20 protein-coding genes and 1 tRNA gene are annotated in these 20,320 nt (G+C 59.4%); 14 read left to right on the forward strand and 7 right to left on the reverse strand.

Annotated elements, in window-relative coordinates; all coding sequences use genetic code 11:
• Window positions 1-29: 29 nt before the first annotated feature.
• From LOC68_RS13145 to LOC68_RS13175, 7 genes are all read left to right on the forward strand, one after another.
• Window positions 30-1,394, forward strand: a complete 1,365-nt coding sequence (locus tag LOC68_RS13145) for an MFS transporter (protein WP_230219243.1) — start codon at window positions 30-32, stop codon at window positions 1,392-1,394.
• 195 nt (window positions 1,395-1,589) lie between these two features.
• The gene (locus LOC68_RS13150; protein WP_230225140.1) at window positions 1,590-2,882 is read left to right on the forward strand and encodes an MFS transporter; all 1,293 of its coding nucleotides are present in this window, start codon (window positions 1,590-1,592) and stop codon (window positions 2,880-2,882) included.
• Between the two features lie 82 nt (window positions 2,883-2,964).
• Complete coding sequence (locus LOC68_RS13155; protein ID WP_230219245.1) at window positions 2,965-3,726, forward strand: DUF3891 family protein; 762 nt, start codon at window positions 2,965-2,967, stop codon at window positions 3,724-3,726.
• A gap of 134 nt (window positions 3,727-3,860) precedes the next feature.
• Window positions 3,861-4,763, forward strand: a complete 903-nt coding sequence (locus tag LOC68_RS13160) for a PfkB family carbohydrate kinase (RefSeq protein ID WP_230219247.1) — start codon at window positions 3,861-3,863, stop codon at window positions 4,761-4,763.
• Between the two features lie 79 nt (window positions 4,764-4,842).
• On the forward strand, window positions 4,843-5,412 hold the full coding sequence (gene thpR / locus LOC68_RS13165; RefSeq protein ID WP_230219249.1) for an RNA 2',3'-cyclic phosphodiesterase: 570 nt from the start codon (window positions 4,843-4,845) through the stop codon (window positions 5,410-5,412).
• 99 nt (window positions 5,413-5,511) lie between these two features.
• Window positions 5,512-6,162 (forward strand): hypothetical protein, encoded by a 651-nt coding sequence (locus tag LOC68_RS13170; protein ID WP_230219251.1) that lies wholly within the window; start codon window positions 5,512-5,514, stop codon window positions 6,160-6,162.
• A 124-nt stretch (window positions 6,163-6,286) separates the two neighbouring features.
• Entirely contained in the window at window positions 6,287-7,534 is a 1,248-nt protein-coding gene (locus tag LOC68_RS13175; RefSeq protein ID WP_230219260.1) for a sialidase family protein, read from the forward strand.
• A 172-nt stretch (window positions 7,535-7,706) separates the two neighbouring features.
• On the opposite strand, the gene LOC68_RS13180 is transcribed toward LOC68_RS13175, so the two are convergent.
• From LOC68_RS13180 to LOC68_RS13190, 3 genes are all read right to left on the reverse strand, one after another.
• Complete coding sequence (locus LOC68_RS13180) at window positions 7,707-9,047, reverse strand: voltage-gated chloride channel family protein (RefSeq protein WP_230219261.1); 1,341 nt, start codon at window positions 9,045-9,047, stop codon at window positions 7,707-7,709.
• A 97-nt stretch (window positions 9,048-9,144) separates the two neighbouring features.
• Window positions 9,145-9,747, reverse strand: coding sequence for an SRPBCC family protein (locus LOC68_RS13185; RefSeq protein ID WP_230219262.1), 603 nt, complete (start codon window positions 9,745-9,747; stop codon window positions 9,145-9,147).
• Window positions 9,748-9,843: 96 nt separating this feature from the next.
• Complete coding sequence (locus tag LOC68_RS13190) at window positions 9,844-10,305, reverse strand: beta-lactamase hydrolase domain-containing protein (RefSeq protein WP_230219263.1); 462 nt, start codon at window positions 10,303-10,305, stop codon at window positions 9,844-9,846.
• A 237-nt stretch (window positions 10,306-10,542) separates the two neighbouring features.
• On the opposite strand from LOC68_RS13190, the gene LOC68_RS13195 reads away from it, so the two are divergent.
• The 3 genes from LOC68_RS13195 to LOC68_RS13205 all read left to right on the forward strand — a co-directional run bounded on the left by LOC68_RS13195 (window position 10,543) and on the right by LOC68_RS13205 (window position 13,659).
• A complete protein-coding gene (locus LOC68_RS13195; protein WP_230219264.1) occupies window positions 10,543-11,850 on the forward strand; it encodes a hypothetical protein in 1,308 nt (435 codons plus the stop codon).
• Between the two features lie 5 nt (window positions 11,851-11,855).
• Window positions 11,856-12,959 carry a cellulase family glycosylhydrolase gene (locus tag LOC68_RS13200; RefSeq protein WP_230219266.1) on the forward strand — a complete coding sequence of 368 codons (1,104 nt, stop codon included), beginning with the start codon at window positions 11,856-11,858 and terminating at the stop codon, window positions 12,957-12,959.
• Between the two features lie 106 nt (window positions 12,960-13,065).
• On the forward strand, window positions 13,066-13,659 hold the full coding sequence (locus LOC68_RS13205) for a DUF1990 family protein (protein ID WP_230219268.1): 594 nt from the start codon (window positions 13,066-13,068) through the stop codon (window positions 13,657-13,659).
• On the opposite strand, the gene LOC68_RS13210 is transcribed toward LOC68_RS13205, so the two are convergent.
• Window positions 13,656-14,213: a hypothetical protein gene (locus LOC68_RS13210; RefSeq protein ID WP_230219270.1), complete on the reverse strand. Its 558-nt coding sequence runs from the start codon at window positions 14,211-14,213 to the stop codon at window positions 13,656-13,658. The genes LOC68_RS13205 and LOC68_RS13210 overlap by 4 nt on opposite strands.
• 414 nt (window positions 14,214-14,627) lie before the next feature.
• The gene (locus LOC68_RS13215) at window positions 14,628-15,104 is read right to left on the reverse strand and encodes a DinB family protein (RefSeq protein ID WP_230219272.1); all 477 of its coding nucleotides are present in this window, start codon (window positions 15,102-15,104) and stop codon (window positions 14,628-14,630) included.
• A 374-nt stretch (window positions 15,105-15,478) separates the two neighbouring features.
• Here LOC68_RS13215 and LOC68_RS13225 point away from each other — a divergent pair, with 374 nt between their 5' ends.
• Together LOC68_RS13225 and LOC68_RS13230 are read left to right on the forward strand one after the other, a co-directional pair.
• Complete coding sequence (locus tag LOC68_RS13225) at window positions 15,479-16,522, forward strand: DUF1559 domain-containing protein (protein ID WP_315858799.1); 1,044 nt, start codon at window positions 15,479-15,481, stop codon at window positions 16,520-16,522.
• A gap of 94 nt (window positions 16,523-16,616) precedes the next feature.
• Window positions 16,617-17,027: a carboxypeptidase-like regulatory domain-containing protein gene (locus tag LOC68_RS13230; RefSeq protein ID WP_230219274.1), complete on the forward strand. Its 411-nt coding sequence runs from the start codon at window positions 16,617-16,619 to the stop codon at window positions 17,025-17,027.
• Between the two features lie 204 nt (window positions 17,028-17,231).
• On the opposite strand, the gene LOC68_RS13235 is transcribed toward LOC68_RS13230, so the two are convergent.
• Window positions 17,232-17,304, reverse strand: a tRNA-Ala gene (locus tag LOC68_RS13235).
• 182 nt (window positions 17,305-17,486) lie between these two features.
• Here LOC68_RS13235 and LOC68_RS13240 point away from each other — a divergent pair.
• A complete protein-coding gene (locus LOC68_RS13240; RefSeq protein ID WP_230219276.1) occupies window positions 17,487-18,560 on the forward strand; it encodes a lysylphosphatidylglycerol synthase transmembrane domain-containing protein in 1,074 nt (357 codons plus the stop codon).
• Here LOC68_RS13240 and LOC68_RS13245 read toward each other — a convergent pair.
• A complete protein-coding gene (locus tag LOC68_RS13245; protein ID WP_230219278.1) occupies window positions 18,550-19,632 on the reverse strand; it encodes a right-handed parallel beta-helix repeat-containing protein in 1,083 nt (360 codons plus the stop codon). The genes LOC68_RS13240 and LOC68_RS13245 overlap by 11 nt on opposite strands.
• 85 nt (window positions 19,633-19,717) lie before the next feature.
• On the opposite strand from LOC68_RS13245, the gene LOC68_RS13250 reads away from it, so the two are divergent.
• Complete coding sequence (locus tag LOC68_RS13250; RefSeq protein ID WP_230219279.1) at window positions 19,718-20,299, forward strand: macro domain-containing protein; 582 nt, start codon at window positions 19,718-19,720, stop codon at window positions 20,297-20,299.
• The last annotated feature ends 21 nt before the right edge of the window (window positions 20,300-20,320 follow it).

A 20,320-nucleotide genomic window follows, 5' to 3' on the forward strand; every position in this document is an offset into this window, starting at 1 on the left:
TCTCCACCTCACCGCCCATTGGAGTGCGTATGCCCAAGGATGACGCTTCGCAATCCTCCGCTCCCCAACGTTCCCCTTGGGGTCCGGCGCTGCGCCATCGCAACTTCCGCTACTTCGCCGGCGGCCAGGCGATCTCGCAGACCGGCACCTGGATGCAATACACGGCGATGGCCTGGCTCACGTACGAGCTCGGACATTCGACCTTCGTCCTCGGTCTGGTCGCGTTCGCCGGACAGATCCCGACCTTCTTCCTGGCGCCGATCGCCGGCGTTCTTTCCGACCGCTTGAACCGCCGCCAAACGATCCTGTTGCTGCAGTGGATCGCGATGCTCCAGGCCGGGACGCTGTCGGCGCTGGTCTGGACGCGTCAGATCAATCAGTGGGAGATAATCGCCTTCAGCCTGATCCTGGGAATCATCAGCGCCTTTGAAGTCCCGCTTCGTCACGCCTTCGTGGCGGACCTGGTCGACGATCGAGAAGATCTCCCTGGCGCGATCGCGATCAACTCGGCCATCGTCAACGGCTCGCGTCTGATTGGCCCGTTCGTCGGCGGTCTGCTGCTCGCGACGATGGGGGAAGCGTTTTGCTTTCTCGTCAACGCGCTGACGCACTTGCCGGTGATCGCCGGTCTGTTTCTGATGCGCAATCTGGCGTCGCCAGAGCCGGCGAAAACGATCGCCGTCCGCGACGGCATTCGCGAAGGGTTTCGCTACGCGATTGGACTGCCGCCGGTTTACTCGCTGCTGCTGTTCATGTGCCTGGTCAGCGTGATGGGGATGCAAGGTTCGGTCGTGTTGCCGGCGATTGTGGAAGACCTCGTGCATGCCGGTCCTGATCTCTACGGTGAGATGACCGGCGCGACCGGCGTCGGCGCGATCCTGGCCGGCGTTTACCTGGCGATGCGTAAGACGATCGCGGGAATCGGCGTGCGGATCGTCTTGGCCGGTTTCGTCTACGGCGGCGGGATGCTGCTGTTTACGTGGACCAAAACGCCGGGGCTGATGCTCTCGATTTTGGCGATCACCGGGTTCGCCCTGATGCTGATCAAAGCCGGGGGCAACATCGTGTTGCAAACGCTGGTCAGCGAAGAGATGCGCGGCCGCGTGATGAGCTTCTACACGATGGCGGTTCTCGGCACGGCGCCCTTCGGCAGTTTGATCGCCGGAGCGATCGCGCAGTTTTACGGTCCGCTGACGTCGATCACCGTCAGCGGCATCTGCTGCATCGCAGGGAGCGCGGCGTTTGCCTGGATGCTTCCCTTCTTGCGGCAAGAGGCAATGGAAATGGTCGATCTCGCCGCGGCCGATCAGCCGCTCGGCGATGCTCTGGAAACCCCGGCCGAGTTCCCTCTTCCTCCCACCGAAATGCAGCTGCCGCCGCAGGAAAAGACATAGTAATTTCCGTTTATGGGAACTGCGGCGCCAGCAAACATGAATGAAAGTTCATCCAGGCGATCTTGCCCCGCCTAGTTTGCATGCGAATTATTCAAGAAATACGCCACGCAGTTCCACTTCTAGCAGGTCAAGTCGCACGCCATGGCCGGCCAACTCACACGATCGTCCAGCGCCCCAACCGGACCTGGCGGGATTGTGCGCGCCTTGGCGCATCGCAATTACCGCTTGTTCCTACTAGGGCAAAGCGTCTCGCTGATCGGTACCTGGATGCAGCAAACGGCGCTCGCGTGGCTGGTCTACGAGATGACCAACTCGACGCTCCTGTTGGGAATTGTCGTGTTCGCCGGTCAGATTCCGACGTTTTTTCTCGCGCCGGTCGCCGGCGGGCTGTCGGATCACTTCAATCGCCGCCGCACCTTGCTCGTGACGCAAGCGATCGCGATGACGCAAGCGGCGCTGCTCGCGCTGTTGATGTGGACCGGGCACATTGAAGTCTGGCAGATCATCGTCCTGAATTTGATCCTGGGGGCGACCAACGCCTTCGACATGCCGACCCGTCAGGCGTTTCTAGTCGACATGGTTCCGGATCGCAACGACCTGCCGAACGCGATTGCGCTCAACTCGTCGATCGTGACCGGCTCGCGACTGGTCGGCCCGTTCGCCGCGGGGTTGTTGCTGGCGGCGCTCGGCGCAGTTCCCTGCTTCTTGTTCAACGCGGTCAGCTATGTGGCGGTGATCGGCGCTTACCTATTGATGCGCGACCTGCCGAAGGTGCGCCGCGCACCCGGCGCCAAACTAGGCGCGGGGATCATCGAAGGCTTTCGATATGCGTTTGGCTTTCCGCCGATTCGGACACTGCTGTTGCTGCTTGCGCTGATCAGCATGATGGGAATGCCGATGTCGGTGCTACTGCCGGCAGTGGCGAGCGACGTGCTGCATGGTGGGCCTGAGCTGTTTGGTTTACTTACCGGAGCGACCGGCGTTGGCGCGCTTGGAGCGGCGATTTATCTCGCCTCGCGCAGGACGGTGCTCGGACTGGCTCGCCGGATGGCGCTGGCCGGCGCCGTTTACGGCGTCGCGATGATCACATTCGCCTTTTCGCGCAGCATTCCTCTCTCGATCGGCCTGCTGATCGCCACCGGGTTCACAATGATGATGCAGATGGCCGGCGGCAATACGCTGCTGCAGACGATCGTCGACGAAGACAAACGGGGCCGCGTGATGAGTCTTTACACGATGGCGATCATGGGAACGGCGCCGATCGGCAGCCTGGTCGCCGGCGCCGTCGCCCATCGCTTCGGCACGACGTTCGCCATCTCCTTCAGCGGCGCCGCATGCCTGGTCGGAATCGCCGCTTTTGCGTGGATGCTGCCGCGACTGCGTGAGCATGTGACTCCTATCTATCGGCGCAAGGGAGTCTTGCCGGAAATCGCCGAAGGCTTGGAAGCGAGCGCCGAGATTCAAATTCCGCCGGAACGCGCGGCGTAAGCGGTTCTCGCCGACGTTTCGTGCCAATTTTCACAGCAACTTCCGCCCGCCGATCGCGTAGAATTAACTATGGAGACGCCCCATGATCGTACGCGACGCGGTAAACAAATTCGGTGAGCCGGTTTATCAGCTCATTTTTCAAACGGCCCATGCGCACGTTTCGGGGCGTCTTGCGGAAGCATGGGGCGCCGAGCCATTTATCGATCTCCCTTGCCGCTTCAACACGCTGCCGGCGATCTATCATCATGACGACGGCTGGGACCAGTGGGATCCATTGCCGCGCGTCGATCGTCTGGCGGGGCGACCAATGTCGTTTCTCGACATGCCGCACACCGAGGCCGAGTCGATCTGGCGACATTCGATCGACGCCGTGGCGCCGTGGGGACCGCTCGCGCAATACGTCGTCGCGCGACACTTCTCGATCCTCCGGGCCGAAAGCCATTCGGCCAAGACCCCTGGCGGCCAGGCTTTTCTTCACCACTACGAAAAGAAGTGCGAGTTCTGGCTCGCTCAGTGGATGGTGAGCGATCGCGACCGCACCAAAGATCGCGCCGAGCGAGCCTTAGAAGAATTACGGTTCTTCGACTGGATCAGTCTCTGGTTCTGCATGGCCGATCGGACGGAGCCGCACAAAATGGATACCCCGGACCATATCTCGCTACAGATCGTGCCCGAAGGGGGAGGGCGGTTTACGATATCGCCTTGGCCCTGGAAGGTGAACGAGATCGACCTGTCGATCATGGCCCGAGAAATCCCGCTCCGGCCGTACGGCGGCGACGAAGAGCTGCAAGCCGAGCAAGGGCGGATTACGACCCTCCGCTGGGAACTGGTACCTGGGGCCTAGATGACCGATGGAGGCCATTCGCCCCGGTCGACGAATCGCCCCCGTTTTCCTTATAATCAGCCCTTTTGCTGGGCGTCTGTGGTCAAAGCGGGCGCGATTGGCGTCGTCAGTCCCTCTCTTTGGAAACCATCGTTATGCCACTACTCGTCGTCGGTTCTATCGCCCTGGATAGCGTTCATACCCCCACCGAAGTCCGTGAAGACGTCCTCGGCGGTTCGGCCGTTTACTTCTCGTATGCGGCCAGCTATTTCACCGGCGTCAAACTGGTCGGCGTGGTTGGCGAAGATTGGCCGAGCGCTCATACCGATCTGCTGAAGGCCCGTAACGTCGACACGGCTGGACTGGAAATCGTCGAAGGGGGCGAGACCTTCCGCTGGACCGGCAAGTACCAGTCGAACATGAACGACCGCGACACGCTGGAAGTTCATCTGAACGTGCTGGAAAACTTCAGCCCGACCTTGCCCGACGATTACCGCCGCAGTCCCTTCTTGTTCCTGGCCAACGGCGCTCCGTCGACCCAGATGAAAGTGCTGGAGCAGATGACCGGTCCGAAGCTGGTCGTCGCCGACACGATGGACCTCTGGATCGAGATCGCTCGCGACGACCTGGAAGCGATGCTGAAGAAGGTCGACGGCCTGGTGCTGAACGACAGCGAAGCGAAGAAGCTGACCGAAGATGAGAACCTGGTTCGCGCCGGCCGCAAAGTGCTGGAGATGGGGCCGAAGTTCGTCGTGCTGAAAAAGGGAGAACATGGCGCCATGTTCTTCTCGGAGCACGAAACCTACGTGATGCCCGCCTTCCCGACCGAAACGGTCGTCGATCCGACCGGCGCCGGCGACAGCTTCGCCGGCGGCATGATGGGCTACCTGGCCGAGAAGAACGACTTCTCGCCGGCCTCCCTGAAAGAAGCGATGGCGTACGGCACGGTCGTCGCCAGCTTCAACGTCGAGGACTTCAGCCTCGAAAAGATGAAGAAGATCGAACGGGCCGACGTCGACGCCCGGTTCGCCGAGTATCGTCAGATGCTCAGCTTCTAACGAAGCTGACAAGCGCCAACTGCGTCTCATGGTCCGCTTCCTTCACGGAAGCGGATCTGGAGCAGCCGAGAACCCCGCTATGAACGTCACGCGCTGCTTTATTGCGATGGCCGTCACCGACGAAGTGAAACGCCGCGCCCAGAACTTGATTAACTTGCTGGCCGCGAGCGAAGCCGATGTGAAGTGGGTCGAAACGCATAACATGCACATCACCCTCAGCTTCCTCGGCGACGTCACGCCGGAAGAGACGGTCGAAATTAGTCGCGCGGCGATGCGGGGAGCCGAGAAGGTCCCGTCGTTCGACTTCACGATCGCCGGCGCCGGGGCGTTCCCCGATATTGAACGCCCCCGCACCTTATGGCTCGGCATGACGCATGGCGCTGACGAATTCTGCGCAATGCAAAGCGCCATCGCCGAAGAGTTGGCCGAGATCGGCTACCCCGAAACGGCCCGCAAGTTTCACCCGCACCTCTCGCTGGGCCGCATTAAACGCCCAACGCCGCAGCTAAAGAATCTAACCGAGCTGCTGAAAGAACACGCCGACTACGAAGCCGGCGTCAGCCCGGCGATGGAGGCCGGGATCTACGCCAGCCAGCTGGAACGACGTGGGCCGAAGTACACGCTGATTGGGCATGCGGAGTTGGGGTGATTTCCCGGCGTCGTTCCATTGCGTAAGGTTGATTACTGAGGACGTCGCCCAATCGCTCGACTTCGGGCGTTCTCGCTTATTCTTCCCGGAGAAGGACGCGTGAAAGGCCCACGGCTCGTAGCGACAAAGATTGCGGTACTTCTCTCGATTTGCGCTCTATTCGTATGCATCGCGCTGGAGAATTTGCCACGCTGGAACGAACGCCGCGAGAATTCGCACGCTTTGTCCAAGAGGGTAAAAGGGGGCGATTATTTCCCGAGCCAGGTGATCCAACCAGACGATGATTTCCATTTTCGCTTCAGCTTCGGCTCCGGCTGGCATGGCTATGACCAACTGTTAGCGTCTGGCAATGGCAATGCGAGATATGTATTTCGCGATCGTACGTCGCAACTTCCGGTCTGGAAACTTGCGACTCTTCAGCTATCGCGAAAAGAAGTCGATCAACTTTGCGAGGAGCTGCGCCAAATCGATTTCGGCAATCTCGACGCCGAATACCATGCCGATGTTCACGATGGGACTCAAATGGCGGCGTCGTTGCAGTGTGGGGAAAAGTATAAACACGTCTATTGCAACAACTACTTCCCCAGTGGAATACTCCGTTTGTCAAAGCACGTGCACGAAGAGATCTTGGCGCAACATCGCGCCGAGATTGACGCGGCTGTTTCACTAAGCTTTGAAGAAATGCGAGAATTCCAGAAAACCGCCGATAAACCCAGCCCCCCATCTACCGACATGGGCAAGCGTCAGTAGCGTAACGCAAATCAAGGCGCCTTAATCGCGGGCGTCATCTTCGAAAAGTTCGCTATTGCATGTTGCGAATACTATAATCCGAGTGATCCGATTGCCCCGACACTCACGCCACAAGAGATCCCCCATGCGGTTCCGCCATCTATTGCTCTGCGCGCTCATTCCATTTTCTTCCTTCGCGCTCGCCCAGGAAAAAGACTTCGCCAACCTCACCCCCGCAGAAACGCGAGCCTTCGAAATCGAAGTGATGGAGAAGATCGCCGATCTCGCCCTCATTCCGCCGACGCTCAATACGAAGCCGTTGCCCGAGTATGGGCTCGATAAGCTCGACTACGGGATGACGATCGGCATGTCGCGGACGCCGGGCGGTCGGCTCTGGGCTTGCTGGGTCGCCGGGGGCGATAGTCCGAAGGCGTTCTTCGTACTGGCCAGCAGCGACGACGATGGCGAAACCTGGTCGCCGCCGCGATTGGTTGTCGATTCGCACTCGCCGAACTTGCCCCGCGACCGAAGCATTTTGGTTGGCAATCTCTGGACCGATCCGCTGGGGCGACTGTGGCTGATCTTCGATCAGTCGATCGATATGTTCGACGGCAGAGCAGGGGTCTGGGCCACGATCTGCGACAACCCTGACTCGGACCAGCCGGTCTGGTCGAAGCCGCGCCGCATCTGGCACGGTGTGACGCTCAACAAGCCGACCGTCCTGTCGACTGGCGAATGGATGCTGCCGATCTCGCTCGATCAGCGCGGCGGGTTCGGCCCGTTCAAAGGCTGCTTTACCGAGCTTGATCCGCTCCGCGGCGCTAACGTTTTCGTCTCGAAGGACAAAGGGGAAACATGGGAGCGCCGTGGCGCCGTGACCCTCCCCAATCCGGATTGGCAAGAACATATGATCGTGGAGCGAAAAGATGGTTCGCTCTGGATGCTCGCACGCACCGCCAAAGGAATCGTACAGACGACGTCGACCGACGGGGGCAAGACCTGGGCGACGCCGACCGAACCGACCGGCATTCGCCAACCGAACGCGCGTTTTCATTTTCGCCGTTTGGCCAGCGGCAAGATCTTGTTGATCAAGCATGGCGATAAAGCGGACGCCCACGAAGGCCGCGTGCAACTGTCGGCCTGGCTCTCGGACGACGAAGGAAAGACTTGGACCGGCGGGCTCGTCCTCGACGAACGAAAGGGAGTCAGCTACCCCGACGGAGTTCAGGCGCCAGACGGTACGATCTACATCTCCTACGATCGCAACCGCGCCACCGACGGTGAGATCCTGATGGCCCGCTTCACCGAAGCGGACATCGCCGCCGGGAAGCTGGTGGATGAGAAATCGAAGCTGAAAATGCTGATCAGCAAACCGTTGGGTGGGAAGAAGTAGCGCAGGCACGACTTGCGATGCGTCTCTTCCACTAGCCCGCAGCGCAAGCGAGGGAATGCGGGTAGCGCGATAAGTAAACAGACCATTCTCATGCGGCCGCACGATGATTTGCGGCCGCTTCTTTTTTTACAGCGCACATTCCCTCGCTTGCGCTGCGGGCTAGTGTTCGGACCTAATCCGTTTCCGGCAGCTGTTCGACTTCGCGTTGCGGCTCTTCTTCGTCCCGCTTCTGGGCGTGGTAGATGCTTGAATTGCCGCTCAGGAAGTACGACAGGAAACACGCGACCGCCGCGTAGACGACGAAGCCGCTGCTAAGCAGTTCGCCATGACCGGGCCCAAAAAGTTCGATCGCCATAATCGTGCAGGCGAGCGGCGTGTTGGTCGCTCCGGCGAAGACGGCGACGAAGCCGAGACCCGCCATTAGATCGACCGGGGCGCCAAGAGCGACGCCGAGGACGCTTCCTAGCGCTGCGCCGACAAAGAACAACGGCGTCACTTCGCCCCCTTTGAATCCGCTGCCAACCGTGACCGCGGTAAAGAGGAGTTTCCACCACCAGCTAAGCCAATGGGCGCCGCCGACGTGAAAGCAGGACTCGATGCAGATTCGATTCGCATCCGGTGGATGCGACGAAACGCCAAGCCCGAGGTAGTCGCGCGTTCCGACCAGCCAGACAAGTGCGATCACCACGCAGCCGCCGATCGCGGGGCGCATCCAGGGTACCGGGATGAATCGTTTCGCCGTCCAGCTAATGCCGTGCGTCAGCTCGGCGAACAGTACGCTCGCCAGGCCGAAGAAGATCGCCGCGATCGCCACTTTGCCGGTCAGCCCCCAGTCAAGCGAAACGGCGGAGAGACTGCTGGTGATCTCGGTCGAGAAGGCGATGTGATAATGCGTGTGCCCGATTCCCCACGCGGTGTTGACCTGGTCGCCAATCACGCTGGCCATCAGACAGGGAATGATCGCCTTGTAACTCATCCGGCCAATCGCGATCACTTCGACGGCGAAGATCGCGCCGGTCAGCGGCGTACCGAAGACGGCGCCAAAACCAGCCGCGACGCCGGCCGAGAGCAAGATCCGCATTTCGTCAGGCGTCAGTTTAAGGAGTCGTCCAATGCCACCGGCGAGACTCCCCCCCATCTGCACCGCGGTCCCTTCACGACCGGCCGATCCGCCGAAGAGATGAGTGATCAATGTCCCGATCAAGACCAGCGGCGCCATCCGCAGCGGCACGCCGCCTCCAGGCTCATGGATTTGCTCCATGATCAGGTTGTTTCCCCCTTCCGCTTCGCGGCCGAGGTAGTGGTACATCAGCCCCGAGGCGATCCCGGCCAACGGCAGCAAATAGAGGAGCCAGGGGTTATCCCACTGGGTCAGGGTCACCACATTGAGCGACCAGAGAAAGAGAGCGACCGCCGATCCGACGACGATCCCCACCGGCAGACAGATCACCAGCCATTTCAGCACGAACCACGCGAGCGAGACGTGCTGCCGATAGTCCCAACGAAATGGCATGTAGCGGAATCTCCTGCGATCGATCGCAAGCGACGAGGAGCCTGCGTTGGATGCAAGAGTAATTGAGCCGCCTCGTTACGACAAGGCGAAGCGGCGATCATTCGCTGATCGAGCCCGATTGAACCTCCTCCCGCAGCAGATTAAAGTCAGCCTCCAGCTTCTCTTGAATCGAGCTCCCCATCAACGGCGCCATGACGCAAGCGATTCCTTTGTAGTTCGCAACCATGTCAAGAGAGACAGTCGTTTCGCGCCCGTTCGGCTTAAGCTGATAGTCGCTGACAATCACAAACATATCGCTGGTCAGCTGTACCTCCAACTCTTGATTGGGGACTTCCTTCAGCAATTCGCTTTCCATTTCAAACCGGTCGCCGTTGGCTTCAACGACAACAGCGGCGGTCGCTCCCACCTGATGATCTTCGCCAGAAATAGGCCGGACTTCGACAACATCGGTCATCCACTTCACCAGCAAGTCAGGCTCGGTGAGGTAGGGAAAGATTTTTTCCGGCGGCGCCAGGATCTTCACTTCGGCGCTGTAGTGGATCGGGCGACTGCCAATGAAATAAAGGACGCAGATCATCACGATCGCCAAAACGGCGACGGCGGAAATCGTTCTCAGCCAGCGGCCGACAGCGGTCGACGGAGCGGCGGGAGGTGCGTTTCCTTCGCTTAGAGCTTCGCCCGCGGGAGCAGAATCGTTCATGACGATCTCCCAAAAAACGCATGAAGTGGTGCAATTCATCATACACCCGCCGCTGCGCCGGCAAACGTCAAATCTCATGTCGGACGTTAAAATCCGTTACGTTTCGCCAACATGCGAATGGCGGTCGACGTAGTTCTTGACGAACTCCATCAGCTTCGGCTTATCGCATTGGAAACCCATTCGCTTGGCTTGTTCCAACGTCTCATCTCCTGACATCCCGTGCTGGCACGCCTGGCGCATCATCACCATCGCACCGGCCCGTTTTCCGCTGGCGCAATGAGCGTAGATCGGCTTCGGCAGATAGGGGTACTTCTCCCGAAACTCGTCGACCGCTTGGGGAGACATCCCTTGAGGCGAGACCGGCAAGTGCAGGTACTCCATCTCCGCGGCGACCACCCACCCTTTTTCGTTCAGCAGCGCGCTCGGCTGATTGTCTTCCCCATCTTCGCGGAAGTTGACAATGGTCCGGAAACCTTGACATTTCAGCTCTTCAATCTCCGCTTCGTTCGGTTGCGGACCGACCGTCACTTCATCGTTGATCTTAATGCAATGGTTCATGATGAGTCTCCTTGAACGCTTCTGACGCACTCTGGTTACCGCGCGACCGTGATCTTCGCCCAAACTCGTCGTAAATGGGGAGATCACGACGCATCAGAAGGAACCGCAAATCGAATGCCGAGTCCGGTAATTGCCGGTACCCGGCCGACTTTGCGGCGAAAGCTTGCTTTCTCCTCCCTCCGCACGCCACAATCGAAGCTGTTCTGCTCCTCCCCTGCTTTGCCGGAACGCCCCCAGATGTCACGTTTGCTCCTCTCGCTGCTGGTCTGCTCTGGATTGACGGCCTGTAGTCATGAATCGGCTCCGGTAACGACTCCGACGGCAACGGCGCCGGTCGCGCCGATGATTTCAACCACAAGCGGCGCCGCGGCAACAACGGCCGCGGATCCCCAAACGGCTCAGCAAATCTTCGTGCAGCGGATCTTGCCGATCTTTCAATCGAAGAATCCTTCGAGCTGCACCGAGTGCCATCTGAGCGGAGTCCACCTGCAGGATTACATCCTGCCGAGTCAGGAAGCGACGTTCGCCAATTTGGTCGCCGCCGGATTGATCGACGCGAAGCGTCCGGATGAATCGAAGATCTTGAAGTTCATCCAGCGCACTCCGCCAGGTTCGCCGCTGATCAACCAGAAGGTGCGCGAGCAGGAATATGCCGCGTTTCGCGAGTGGATCATTGCCGCGGTCGCGCAGCCTGATCTATTGAACGTGGCGGCCGATGGTCAGCCGATTGGACCGCAGGCGCCGATCGAGTCGATTCGCCATGCGCGCCGCGATCAGGTTCTGGCCTCGTTCGTCGACAACATCTGGCACGAAGTGGGACGCTGCGCCGCGTGCCATTCGCCCGATCGAAATCAAAAGCAAGTCGCCGAGCATGGCGAACAAGTCTCGTGGATCGTCCTCAACGATCCTCAGGCGACGCTCGATCGCATGCTGAACGCCGACCTGATCAACGCCACCGAGCCGGAAAAGAGCTTGCTGCTGCAAAAGCCGACGCTGCAAGTTGAACATGGCGGGGGACAAAAGGCAGTTGCCGGCGATCGAACCTACAAACAGTTTCGCCGCTTTATCGACGACTACGCGCAGATGGCGCACGGCGGCTATGCGACTGCCGCGGAAATCCCCCAGCCGTCGGACGAAGTTTCCTACATCACCGAAATCTGGCTGAAGCTCACCGGCGTCCCTGCCAAGTACGACAAGCAACTGCTGCAAGTCGATCTCTATCGCGCCACCGATTCCGGTTGGTCGACCGAGCGGGTCGCCACTTCCGATCGGCTCATTTTCGGACCGCAGAACCTGTGGCAACACTCGCTCAGCTTGATCGCACCGCGCGACAGCGCCGCCGCCAAGGAGATCGCTTCGCTAAAGCTTCCCCCAGGCAAATACCTGGCGAAGATTTACGTCGATCAGACCGGCAAACTGCAGCAGGACTATAGCGCCGAACTCGACGCCTCCGACCTGGTCGGTGAAGTCGAAGTGACCAGCAAGTGGCCGGCCGGTTACGGCAAGATGACGACGATCGCTTTTCCCTCTTCGCCCCAGGAGTAATCGCCATGAACCGCTTTGCCGCCATCTTCCTCACCAGCGCCGTTGGGCTGCTCAGCTGCGCAGCCTTTGCGACGGCGATGGAGCCGATCAAAATCTCCAGCGACGGGCATGGCTTCGTCTATGCAGCCTCCGGAAAGCCGTTTACCCCGTGGGGATTCAACTACGACCATGATGGCCAAGGCCGGCTGTTGGAAGATTACTGGAACGACGAGTGGAAAACGGTGGAAGAAGATTTCGCCGAGATGAAAGCGCTCGGCGCCAACGTCGTTCGCATTCATCTGCAACTTGGCCGATTCATGGAAACGGCGGAGAAGCCGAATTCGCAAGCGCTGGCGCAACTGACGAAGCTGCTGGAACTAGCCGAGCAGCAAGAGCTTTATCTCGATCTGACCGGGCTCGGTTGTTATCACAAGCAAGATATCCCCGCGTGGTACGACGAAATGGACGAGGCGACGCGGTGGAAAACGCAGGCCGCGTTTTGGAGCGCCGTCGCCGAAACCTGCGCCGCGAGCCCGGCGGTCTTTTGCTACGACCTGATGAACGAACCGGTCGTCCCCGGCGGCAACAAGCCGCAAGAGAATTGGCTCGGGCCAGGACTGGGCGATAAGTTCTTTGTGCAGTTCATCACCCGCGATCGGGCCGATCGCGAACGTCCCGACGTGGCGTTGGCCTGGATCAATACGCTGGTTGCCGCGATTCGTGCGCACGATAAGACGCACCTGATCACAGTCGGACTCGTTCCCTGGAGTCTCGATCGACCGGGGCTCACCTCCGGCTTCGTCCCCGCAAAGGTCGCCGGCCCGCTCGACTTCATCGCGGTCCATCTCTATCCCAAGCAGGACAAACAAGCCGAAGCGCTCGAAACGCTGGCCGGCTTCGCCGCGATCGGCAAACCAGTCGTTATCGAAGAGATGTTTCCGCTCGCCTGTTCGCCGGAACAACTAAGCGAGTTTATCGACGAGTCCAAACCGCAAGCGAGCGGCTGGATCGGCTTCTATTGGGGCAAGACGCCGGAGGAATATCGCACCGGCGAAAAGACGATCGGCAATGCGATCACGCTGGCATGGCTAGAGCTATTTCAGAAGAAGGCGAACGCCCCCAAAAACTAGCCCGCCGCGCCAGCAAGGGCATGCGGTCTTCAGCTAATATTGGTATCTCTGCTTTTAGCCAACTTCGATCCACATTCCCTCGGCTCGCGCCTCGGGCTATGATGCCATGCCGTCGATCCTAAAGCCAAGTGACGCCGCGATCCAAGCCTTTCTGCAAGCGGCCGCCGCATCCGATCTGACGTACAATGCGGTCGGCGCGACTCTCGCGACGCCGCCGTCTGGTTACCAAGTTGATCACACGCGCGTCTTGTTAGGCCGCGGCGAAGCGGCGTTCGTCCAAGCGATCGATGGGCTCTTGCGCTGGAAACAGTTTGATCTCGGCTGGGTCGCCGCGATCCCAGCCGAGTTCGAACTCGAAGTCGGCACGCCGGTGGCGATCGTCGCTTGGGCCGGAGGCTGCTGGTGGCTGAACGCCTGCCGCATCGTTCGGACGATCGAGTTTAAGGAGGATACGTCTCGCTTTGGTTTCGCCTATGGAACGCTCGCCGCACATGCCGAGTCCGGCGAAGAGCGGTTCCTGGTCGAAATGGACGACGACGGCGCCGTCTGGTACGACATCCTCGCCTTCTCGCGTCCGCACAGTTTGCTGGCGAAAGCGGCTCATCCTTATATGCGGCGATTGCAGAAGCGTTTTGCGCGGGACTCGGCGGCGGCGATGCAGAAGTGGGTAAATACCTGCGGGAATGAAAGCGGCGGTTAGTCGAAAAAGACGTTGTAGTAGGCCCGCTTCGTATCCCGGTCATAGTACAACTTGAATCCGTTCCCTTCCTCGGACCAACCAGCGCGCAGGCCATTTTTAATAGTGATCGAAGTTGGCCCAGAAAGTTCGCCTGGACGGTCAACGCTTAAAAAGAGACCACTTTCTCGCAACTTCACACCTAGCGACTCGTCCTGAAAGGCAAGGTCGCCTGCCTCGAACCATTCGATCAATTCCGGCTCGTCAACGGTGAACTCAACCCACCGACCGCTACGAATACGACAATGGTACGAAACGTCGCTTGCTCCAGGCGGCAGCCGAAAGGGTGCGTAGCTGGCGGCGACATGCTCGGCGGTTTGCGGGTGCGAATGTCGAATCGCATCCACAGCGACAGCCAAGGTAACGCCGAAGATTCCCGTAAAGACCACAAGCTCTAGCAATGTGAATTGATAGTTCGAGCGGAGCGAGACTCCTTGAGCGGCGGCGCGTTGCAAGCGATCTCGCCAAAAAAAGTTGAGCGGAACGCCGATCACGCAGAAGACCCCCACGGCTGCCACCCATACGACGTCCATTGAATGGTGAACGAAATACGTCGGGCCGATCAACATTCCAAAACATGCGATTACCGTATGACAGAGTGCAGCTTGCAGCGCGCACGTCGCATTACGGCGAAAGGTACCTCGGTATTGCGCTAATACGAATAGGATGCATGGCGTCCCGAGCAAGACGGCGGCGATCTTATCGCAGGGATTCCAACTAGCGACAATCGTCGCTGCCGCAATCGCAACAAACAAAAGCGCTGCGCCAATTGAGATCAGCGAATGCAATACAAGCCAAACCGAAGGGCGGGGGAGAGGCTCTTCACTACTCGCGGCGTCAACGTTGCTGGAATTCGTCGTCATGCCATACGCCAAATGGTCGTCGAGCCTATTCGTCTGGCCAAGGCCTGACCTACAAATCGGATTCCGTGTTTATGCGCCGTGGCGCGCCCAGAGCTTCTTCAACAACCAGATTTCTCCCTTGTGCGACGCTTCGTCCTGAAAGCCATGCAGGATGAGATGGCGTGCGGTTCGGTCGGGGCGTTCCGCGAGCGGTGCGGAGAGTTCCGCATCGCTAAACTCTGCGAGCATCTCGCTCAAACGGACATGTTGCGATTGTAGTTGCGGGACCACTTCGCCAAGAGGCGGAAACTTCTCCGGCGGCGTTTCGCCGGGGCGGCTGTCCCAGCCGAACAGGTCGATCCAGCCCTCGGGTGCGATCGGCTCGCGGCCGAGGGGCTCCATCGTCAAGCGTTCGACGACGACGTAGATATGGCCGGCATGCCACAGGATGGAATTGGATAGTCCCGGCGGCGCGAAGCGCGACTCGGCGTCGGTCACTCCTTCCAAGTGACGGAGCGTCATGGTGCGGACTTCGTCCAGCATCAGCAGCAACGAGGTATCAGCCATCGATTCCACTTCGACTGAAGGAGCGGTTCGCCGCAGAATTCGAGCCTGCGGAGAAGAGGGAAAAAAGAAGCCATTATCGCACGCGAAAAGAGTGGGCAACGACATTTCATGCCAACAGGCTTTTTGAAATAGTTCCGCTACTTTCCGCTTGATGACAATTACCGCAATAAACCCAAGGTTAGAGCCAATTCTAACGAGAATCCGTTATTTATATTAACCAATCCCTTACGTTTGTTTGCGAATGATCGCAGGCCCAATAGCCGACGACCAGGTTCCGCGTCGGCACATGAGGCCTGCCAAATCGCTTGCCTCTTGTTTGGGCGCCGCCCTCCCCGTAGCGTCATTCCATTGTTTCATTCCCGTGAGAGTCTACTGTGAAGTCTACCAATTTCCGCAAAGGTTTTACGCTGGTCGAACTGCTGGTCGTGATTGCGATCATCGGCGTCTTGATCGCACTGCTCTTGCCAGCTGTGCAACAAGCCCGCGAAGCGGCCCGTCGGATGCAATGCAGCAATCATCTGAAGCAGCTCGGCATCGCGCTGCACAACTATCACGACACGCATCAACAATTTCCGCCGGGACATTTTGCGACCAGCACCAGCAGTCGTCCGGCGAGTTGGTTGGTTCGCCTGTGGCCGTTCATCGAACAATCGGCGGCGTATGAGCAATGCACGTTCGTCAACAGCGACTGGACCGGTATTGGCTTTGACCGCAACTGGCGCGTGACGACGACGCTGTACGTCGATTCGCTCGTTTGCCCGTCGAACCCAATGGAACATCGAAAAAAGCAAGCCGCGTCGAGCGCGATGCAATCGGACGGCTGCCCGGCTGAAGTCGAATATCAAGTCGCCGATTACGTCGGCGTCGCCGGCGGCTACAACGGCCCTACTCCTCCGTCGCACTGGATCGGCTATCACGGAATGAACGACTACAACGGCATCTTCGTCGCGCTCGATCAATGGAACTCACGAACGGTCGCGTTCAAGGACGTCACTGACGGCACGAGCAACACGCTGGCGATCGGCGAAGAGTCGAACCAGATTAAGTCGCTCGATTCGTCCGGCAACGTCACGCTGTACGATTCGCGCGAATACCTGCATCGCGGCGGCGCGTGGAGCGGCGGCGGCGGTCACAACGGCAACGGATCGTGGTACGGCAACTGGGAAGGACTCTCCTCCATCCGCGTCGGCATCAACTACGCCCATACCTCCGGCTACAACAATCCGCTCGGTACCGGCAACAATCCGACCTACGGCGGTCGCTCGGGACACCACACGATTTTCACGTCGGCTCACCCCGGCGGCGCCCAGTTCGTCTATGGCGACGGCTCGGTCCACTTCGTCACCGAAAACACGAACTTGACGACGCTGAAGAATCTGGCCAATCGCTGCGACGGCAACGTGCTCGAAGAGTACTAATCTGTCTTCGTCGATAGTCCTGCCGCCGCCGTCGAAGCGCTGCGGCCGCAGGCTGGTGTTCTTCCTGAATCATTCATCCTTCGCAGGAAAGTTCATGATCCAACGCACTTCCACCGCGGCGCTGATCGCCGCGACCCTACTGGCCGGCGGATGCTTTTCGTCATCCGGGCCAGGCCTGCATAAAGTGACCGGCACAGTCACCAAAGATGGCGTTCCGTTTGTCGGCGCCAGCGTCGAGTTCTCTCCGGTTGGCGATGGCGCAACGTCGTACGGCCATACCGATGAGAGCGGCAACTTCTCTCTCTTCTACTCGACCGGCAAACCGGGCGCTGTTCCCGGCACGCATCGCGTCGAAGTGATCGGCGGCGCCAAGGCCGGCACGGCGAAAGCCGCCGAGCTGGATCCCCAGAAACCGGCGCCGGCCCCGGTCGAAGCGAGCAAGGGAAAGACGATCGAAGCGGTCGTCGGCGAAGGGGGCAACAACCATATCGAGATCGAACTGTAAGCCCGCACCCGGCGAGCGAACCGAAGCTCGCCGCGACTCGGCTAGTTCCGCGGATAACCGGACTCCTTGGTCACCGACCAGGGAGTCTTTTTTTATGCGCTGGCCCGGCTGGAATGACCTGCACAACCGCTACCAGTCCCGCTCTTCTCCCGCAAAGTGCATAAAAAAAGGCCGCCTGCGACTTATCGCAAACGACCTTTTTAGTGGAGGATACAGGGATCGAACCTGCGACCTCTTGCATGCCATGCAAGCGCTCTCCCAGCTGAGCTAATCCCCCGGCTGTTTTGCAGCTGGAAACAGTTGAACTGTTCGCCATCGACTTCGGAAGTTACCTTACGTCGTCAGCAAGTCCAGCGACAAAGAACTAAAATTATCAACCGACCCGGTCAGTGTCAAGGACGCCAACGGGGCAGAATCGCTCTCGGCGAAATTTTTTAACTCGTTACGTGGACCTGAGTTTTGTTTAAGAAGACCCTTTTCGCCCTGCTGAAGTTCGCGGTTCCCGCAGGAATTTTGACCTATTTGATCCGCGATCTGGTGGTGCATCACGGCGCCGAACTGCAACAGATCGTCGATTCGCCCAAAAACTGGGGACTTCTGACGCTGGCGTTCTTCCTGGCGATGACCGCGCTCGTCTGCACGTTCCTTCGGTGGCGACTGCTGGTGGTTGCGCTCGAGATGCCATTTCGGGTGACCGATGCGCTCCGGCTCGGGTTCCTGGGCTTTCTGTTTAACTTCGTCGGCGCCGGCAGCGTCGGGGGGGACCTGTTCAAGGCGATCTTCATCGCCCGCGAGTATCCCCAAAGCCGCGCCGCCGCCTTTGCGACCGTCGTCGTCGACCGAATGATCGGCCTTTACGCGCTGCTGGTCGTCACTTCGCTGGCGACGCTGGCGATCGATCGCTCGTCGGCCGACACCGCGATGCTGACCGCCCTGAACATCATTTACGGCCTGACGATCGTCGGCGGTCTGGGAGTCGGCATGATTCTGCTGCCCGGCTTCACGCGGGGAAGCGTCTCCGAGTTTCTCCGCAGCCTCCCGAAAGTCGGCCCGAAAATCGGCAACGTGATCGACGCGATCCGGCTCTATCGCCGCCAACCGATGGTGCTAACCACGATCGCCGTGATCAGCTTGTCGATTCACTGCCTGTTCGCACTCTCGCTCTTCTGCATCGCCAAAGGCCTGTTCGCCGACGCCCCCAGCTTGCTGGAACATCTGGTGATTGTGCCGCTTTCGATGCTCTTCGCGGCGCTGCCGATCGCTCCCGGCGGGATGGGAACGTTTGAACTAGCGATGAACTATCTCTACCAGCATGTGCCGACTCCGCCGGCGACGGACGGAATGGGAACGATCGTGGCCCTTGGCTATCGCGTGATCACGATCTTGATGGCTCTGGTCGGCGTCGTTTACTACTGGATCTACCGCAAGGAAGTCGGAGTGCTAATGCACGAAGCGGAAGAAGAGCAGGAGCACCCGCACAAAGAGGAAGCGTACGTCGACATCCCGACCGAATGCTCGGCCGTTAGCGAGTAATCACGTCAAGGTGCAGCAGCGTCTGCTGCAAATAGTTGACTTGCGCCCAATCGGAGTAGGTGGGCTCTTCGTCGCTCGGCATTTCGGCCGACGCTTGTTGCACCGCCGGTGGAAGAGGCTCATAGAGTTGACCGTCAACGATCACCGTTCCCCCGACGCGATCAATCGCAGGGGCGGTGTTATCGAGCAAATCGCTTCCTGAAATCACCACGCGGCAGAAGCCTTCGGTACGGACCTGGGCGACGCCGTTGTTGCCGACCAGCGCGTCGCGAATGGTAACCCGCGAAGCGCCGCCGACCGAGATGCCGCTCCGTCCGTTGCCGCGAGCGGTGATCCCGTTCAGATCAATTTCAAACGCATTGTCATGGGCGTTGATGCCGTCGAGCTGAAAGCCTTGCACGGTCAGACCGCGGATTTCGACGAACCGCACGTCATACAAGGTGATGCCGACCGTCAGCCCGGTGTAGGTCAAGCGATACCCGCCGAGACCAAGGTCCTTTTCCGACTTGAAGTAGATGTACCCTTCGTGCAGCGCCCATTGCATCGGCTGCATCTTGGCGAGATCGGCGTCGCTCTGCACATCCGCTTTTTCGAGCGGCTTGTTGTCGAGGAACAGGATGTTGTACGCTTTTCGCCAGGGGCTGAAGCGATAGAGATCGGGCCCGGCCACTTCCCACGCGTCGATCGGCACCAGCGCCGAACCGTCCAGCGTCGCGCCGTTCCCTTCCAGAATGAAAGGACTGCCGGGATAGAAGCCGCTGTGGCGTTCCGACTGGAAGGTAATCGACTCGCGATAAGGGATGCCGTTATTCTTCAGGACGATCCGGTCCCCCATGCACGCAATCCGCAGCGCTTTGCAGATCGAGCGACATGGCCCGTCGGAGTTTTCGCCCAGTTCCGGAGAGCGTCCCGCGTGATGATCGTCGCCGCGCAGATTATCGACGTAGATATCGCGAGCGGCGCAGGCGCTAGCAAGCGTCGCAACTGCCAGAATGGTCAGGCCCACAAGGGTCAGGCATTGTCGCATATCGGCGGTTCTCATCTGCTTACGGGCGAATCTAGATTGGGTCATCTCTCTCATCGGCAGAAATTTCGCTTCGACCCAATTAAGTCTTAAAATTGGCGTAATCAAACCGACTGGCGCAGGGAGAAGTTTAATGGAGAGAAGATGGGGAAACCAGCGTATTGAGCTAACTATTGGCGACATTACCGAACAAAACGTCGACATCCTCGTCAACGCGGCCAACAGTCGGCTGGCTGGCGGAGGGGGCGTTGATGGGGCCATCCACGCAGCCGGGGGGCCTTCGATCATGGAAGAGACGCGGCATCGCTATCCCCACGGCTGCCCCACTGGCAGCGCAGTAATTAGTTCGGCTGGAAACCTTTCGGCTAGGTATGTGATTCACGCCGTTGGGCCAATCTGGCAAGGGGGCCACGCCCATGAAGAGAAGGAACTGGAATCGGCCTACAAGCGCTGCTTCGAGCTGGCCGCAACGCATGACGCCACGAGCATCGCTCTGCCGGCCCTCAGTTGTGGGGCTTATGGATATCCGCTCGATCTGGCGGCCGAGATTGCGCTGAAGACGTCGATCCTATGGTTCAAGTTTCACACGCAGCCGCGGCTGATTCGCTTCGTCCTTTACAGCGAAGGGCCTTACAGCGTTTTTGCCGACGTGCTGGAAGAACTGACCGGCCCCAGCGGCAAGCCTCACAAAGAGACTGAGGACGACGACGTCTGAACTTGCAGTTAATGACTGCCG

The organism is Blastopirellula sediminis (genome assembly GCF_020966755.1).
GTDB lineage: Bacteria > Planctomycetota > Planctomycetia > Pirellulales > Pirellulaceae > Blastopirellula > Blastopirellula sediminis.

Bases quoted from the DNA above. Each gene is read 5' to 3' on its own strand.
- LOC68_RS13160 (WP_230219247.1), top strand. From the start codon at position 3,861: ATGCCACTACTCGTCGTCGGTTCTATCGCCCTGGATAGCGTTCATACC.
- LOC68_RS13180 (WP_230219261.1), bottom strand. From the start codon at position 9,047: ATGCCATTTCGTTGGGACTATCGGCAGCACGTCTCGCTCGCGTGGTTC.
- LOC68_RS13190 (WP_230219263.1), bottom strand. From the start codon at position 10,305: ATGAACCATTGCATTAAGATCAACGATGAAGTGACGGTCGGTCCGCAA.
- LOC68_RS13195 (WP_230219264.1), top strand. From the start codon at position 10,543: ATGTCACGTTTGCTCCTCTCGCTGCTGGTCTGCTCTGGATTGACGGCC.
- LOC68_RS13155 (WP_230219245.1), top strand. From the start codon at position 2,965: ATGATCGTACGCGACGCGGTAAACAAATTCGGTGAGCCGGTTTATCAG.
- LOC68_RS13205 (WP_230219268.1), top strand. From the start codon at position 13,066: ATGCCGTCGATCCTAAAGCCAAGTGACGCCGCGATCCAAGCCTTTCTG.
- LOC68_RS13185 (WP_230219262.1), bottom strand. From the start codon at position 9,747: ATGAACGATTCTGCTCCCGCGGGCGAAGCTCTAAGCGAAGGAAACGCA.
- LOC68_RS13250 (WP_230219279.1), top strand. From the start codon at position 19,718: ATGGAGAGAAGATGGGGAAACCAGCGTATTGAGCTAACTATTGGCGAC.
- thpR (WP_230219249.1), top strand. From the start codon at position 4,843: ATGAACGTCACGCGCTGCTTTATTGCGATGGCCGTCACCGACGAAGTG.
- LOC68_RS13200 (WP_230219266.1), top strand. From the start codon at position 11,856: ATGAACCGCTTTGCCGCCATCTTCCTCACCAGCGCCGTTGGGCTGCTC.
- LOC68_RS13215 (WP_230219272.1), bottom strand. From the start codon at position 15,104: ATGGCTGATACCTCGTTGCTGCTGATGCTGGACGAAGTCCGCACCATG.
- LOC68_RS13145 (WP_230219243.1), top strand. From the start codon at position 30: ATGCCCAAGGATGACGCTTCGCAATCCTCCGCTCCCCAACGTTCCCCT.
- LOC68_RS13230 (WP_230219274.1), top strand. From the start codon at position 16,617: ATGATCCAACGCACTTCCACCGCGGCGCTGATCGCCGCGACCCTACTG.
- LOC68_RS13175 (WP_230219260.1), top strand. From the start codon at position 6,287: ATGCGGTTCCGCCATCTATTGCTCTGCGCGCTCATTCCATTTTCTTCC.
- LOC68_RS13245 (WP_230219278.1), bottom strand. From the start codon at position 19,632: ATGACCCAATCTAGATTCGCCCGTAAGCAGATGAGAACCGCCGATATG.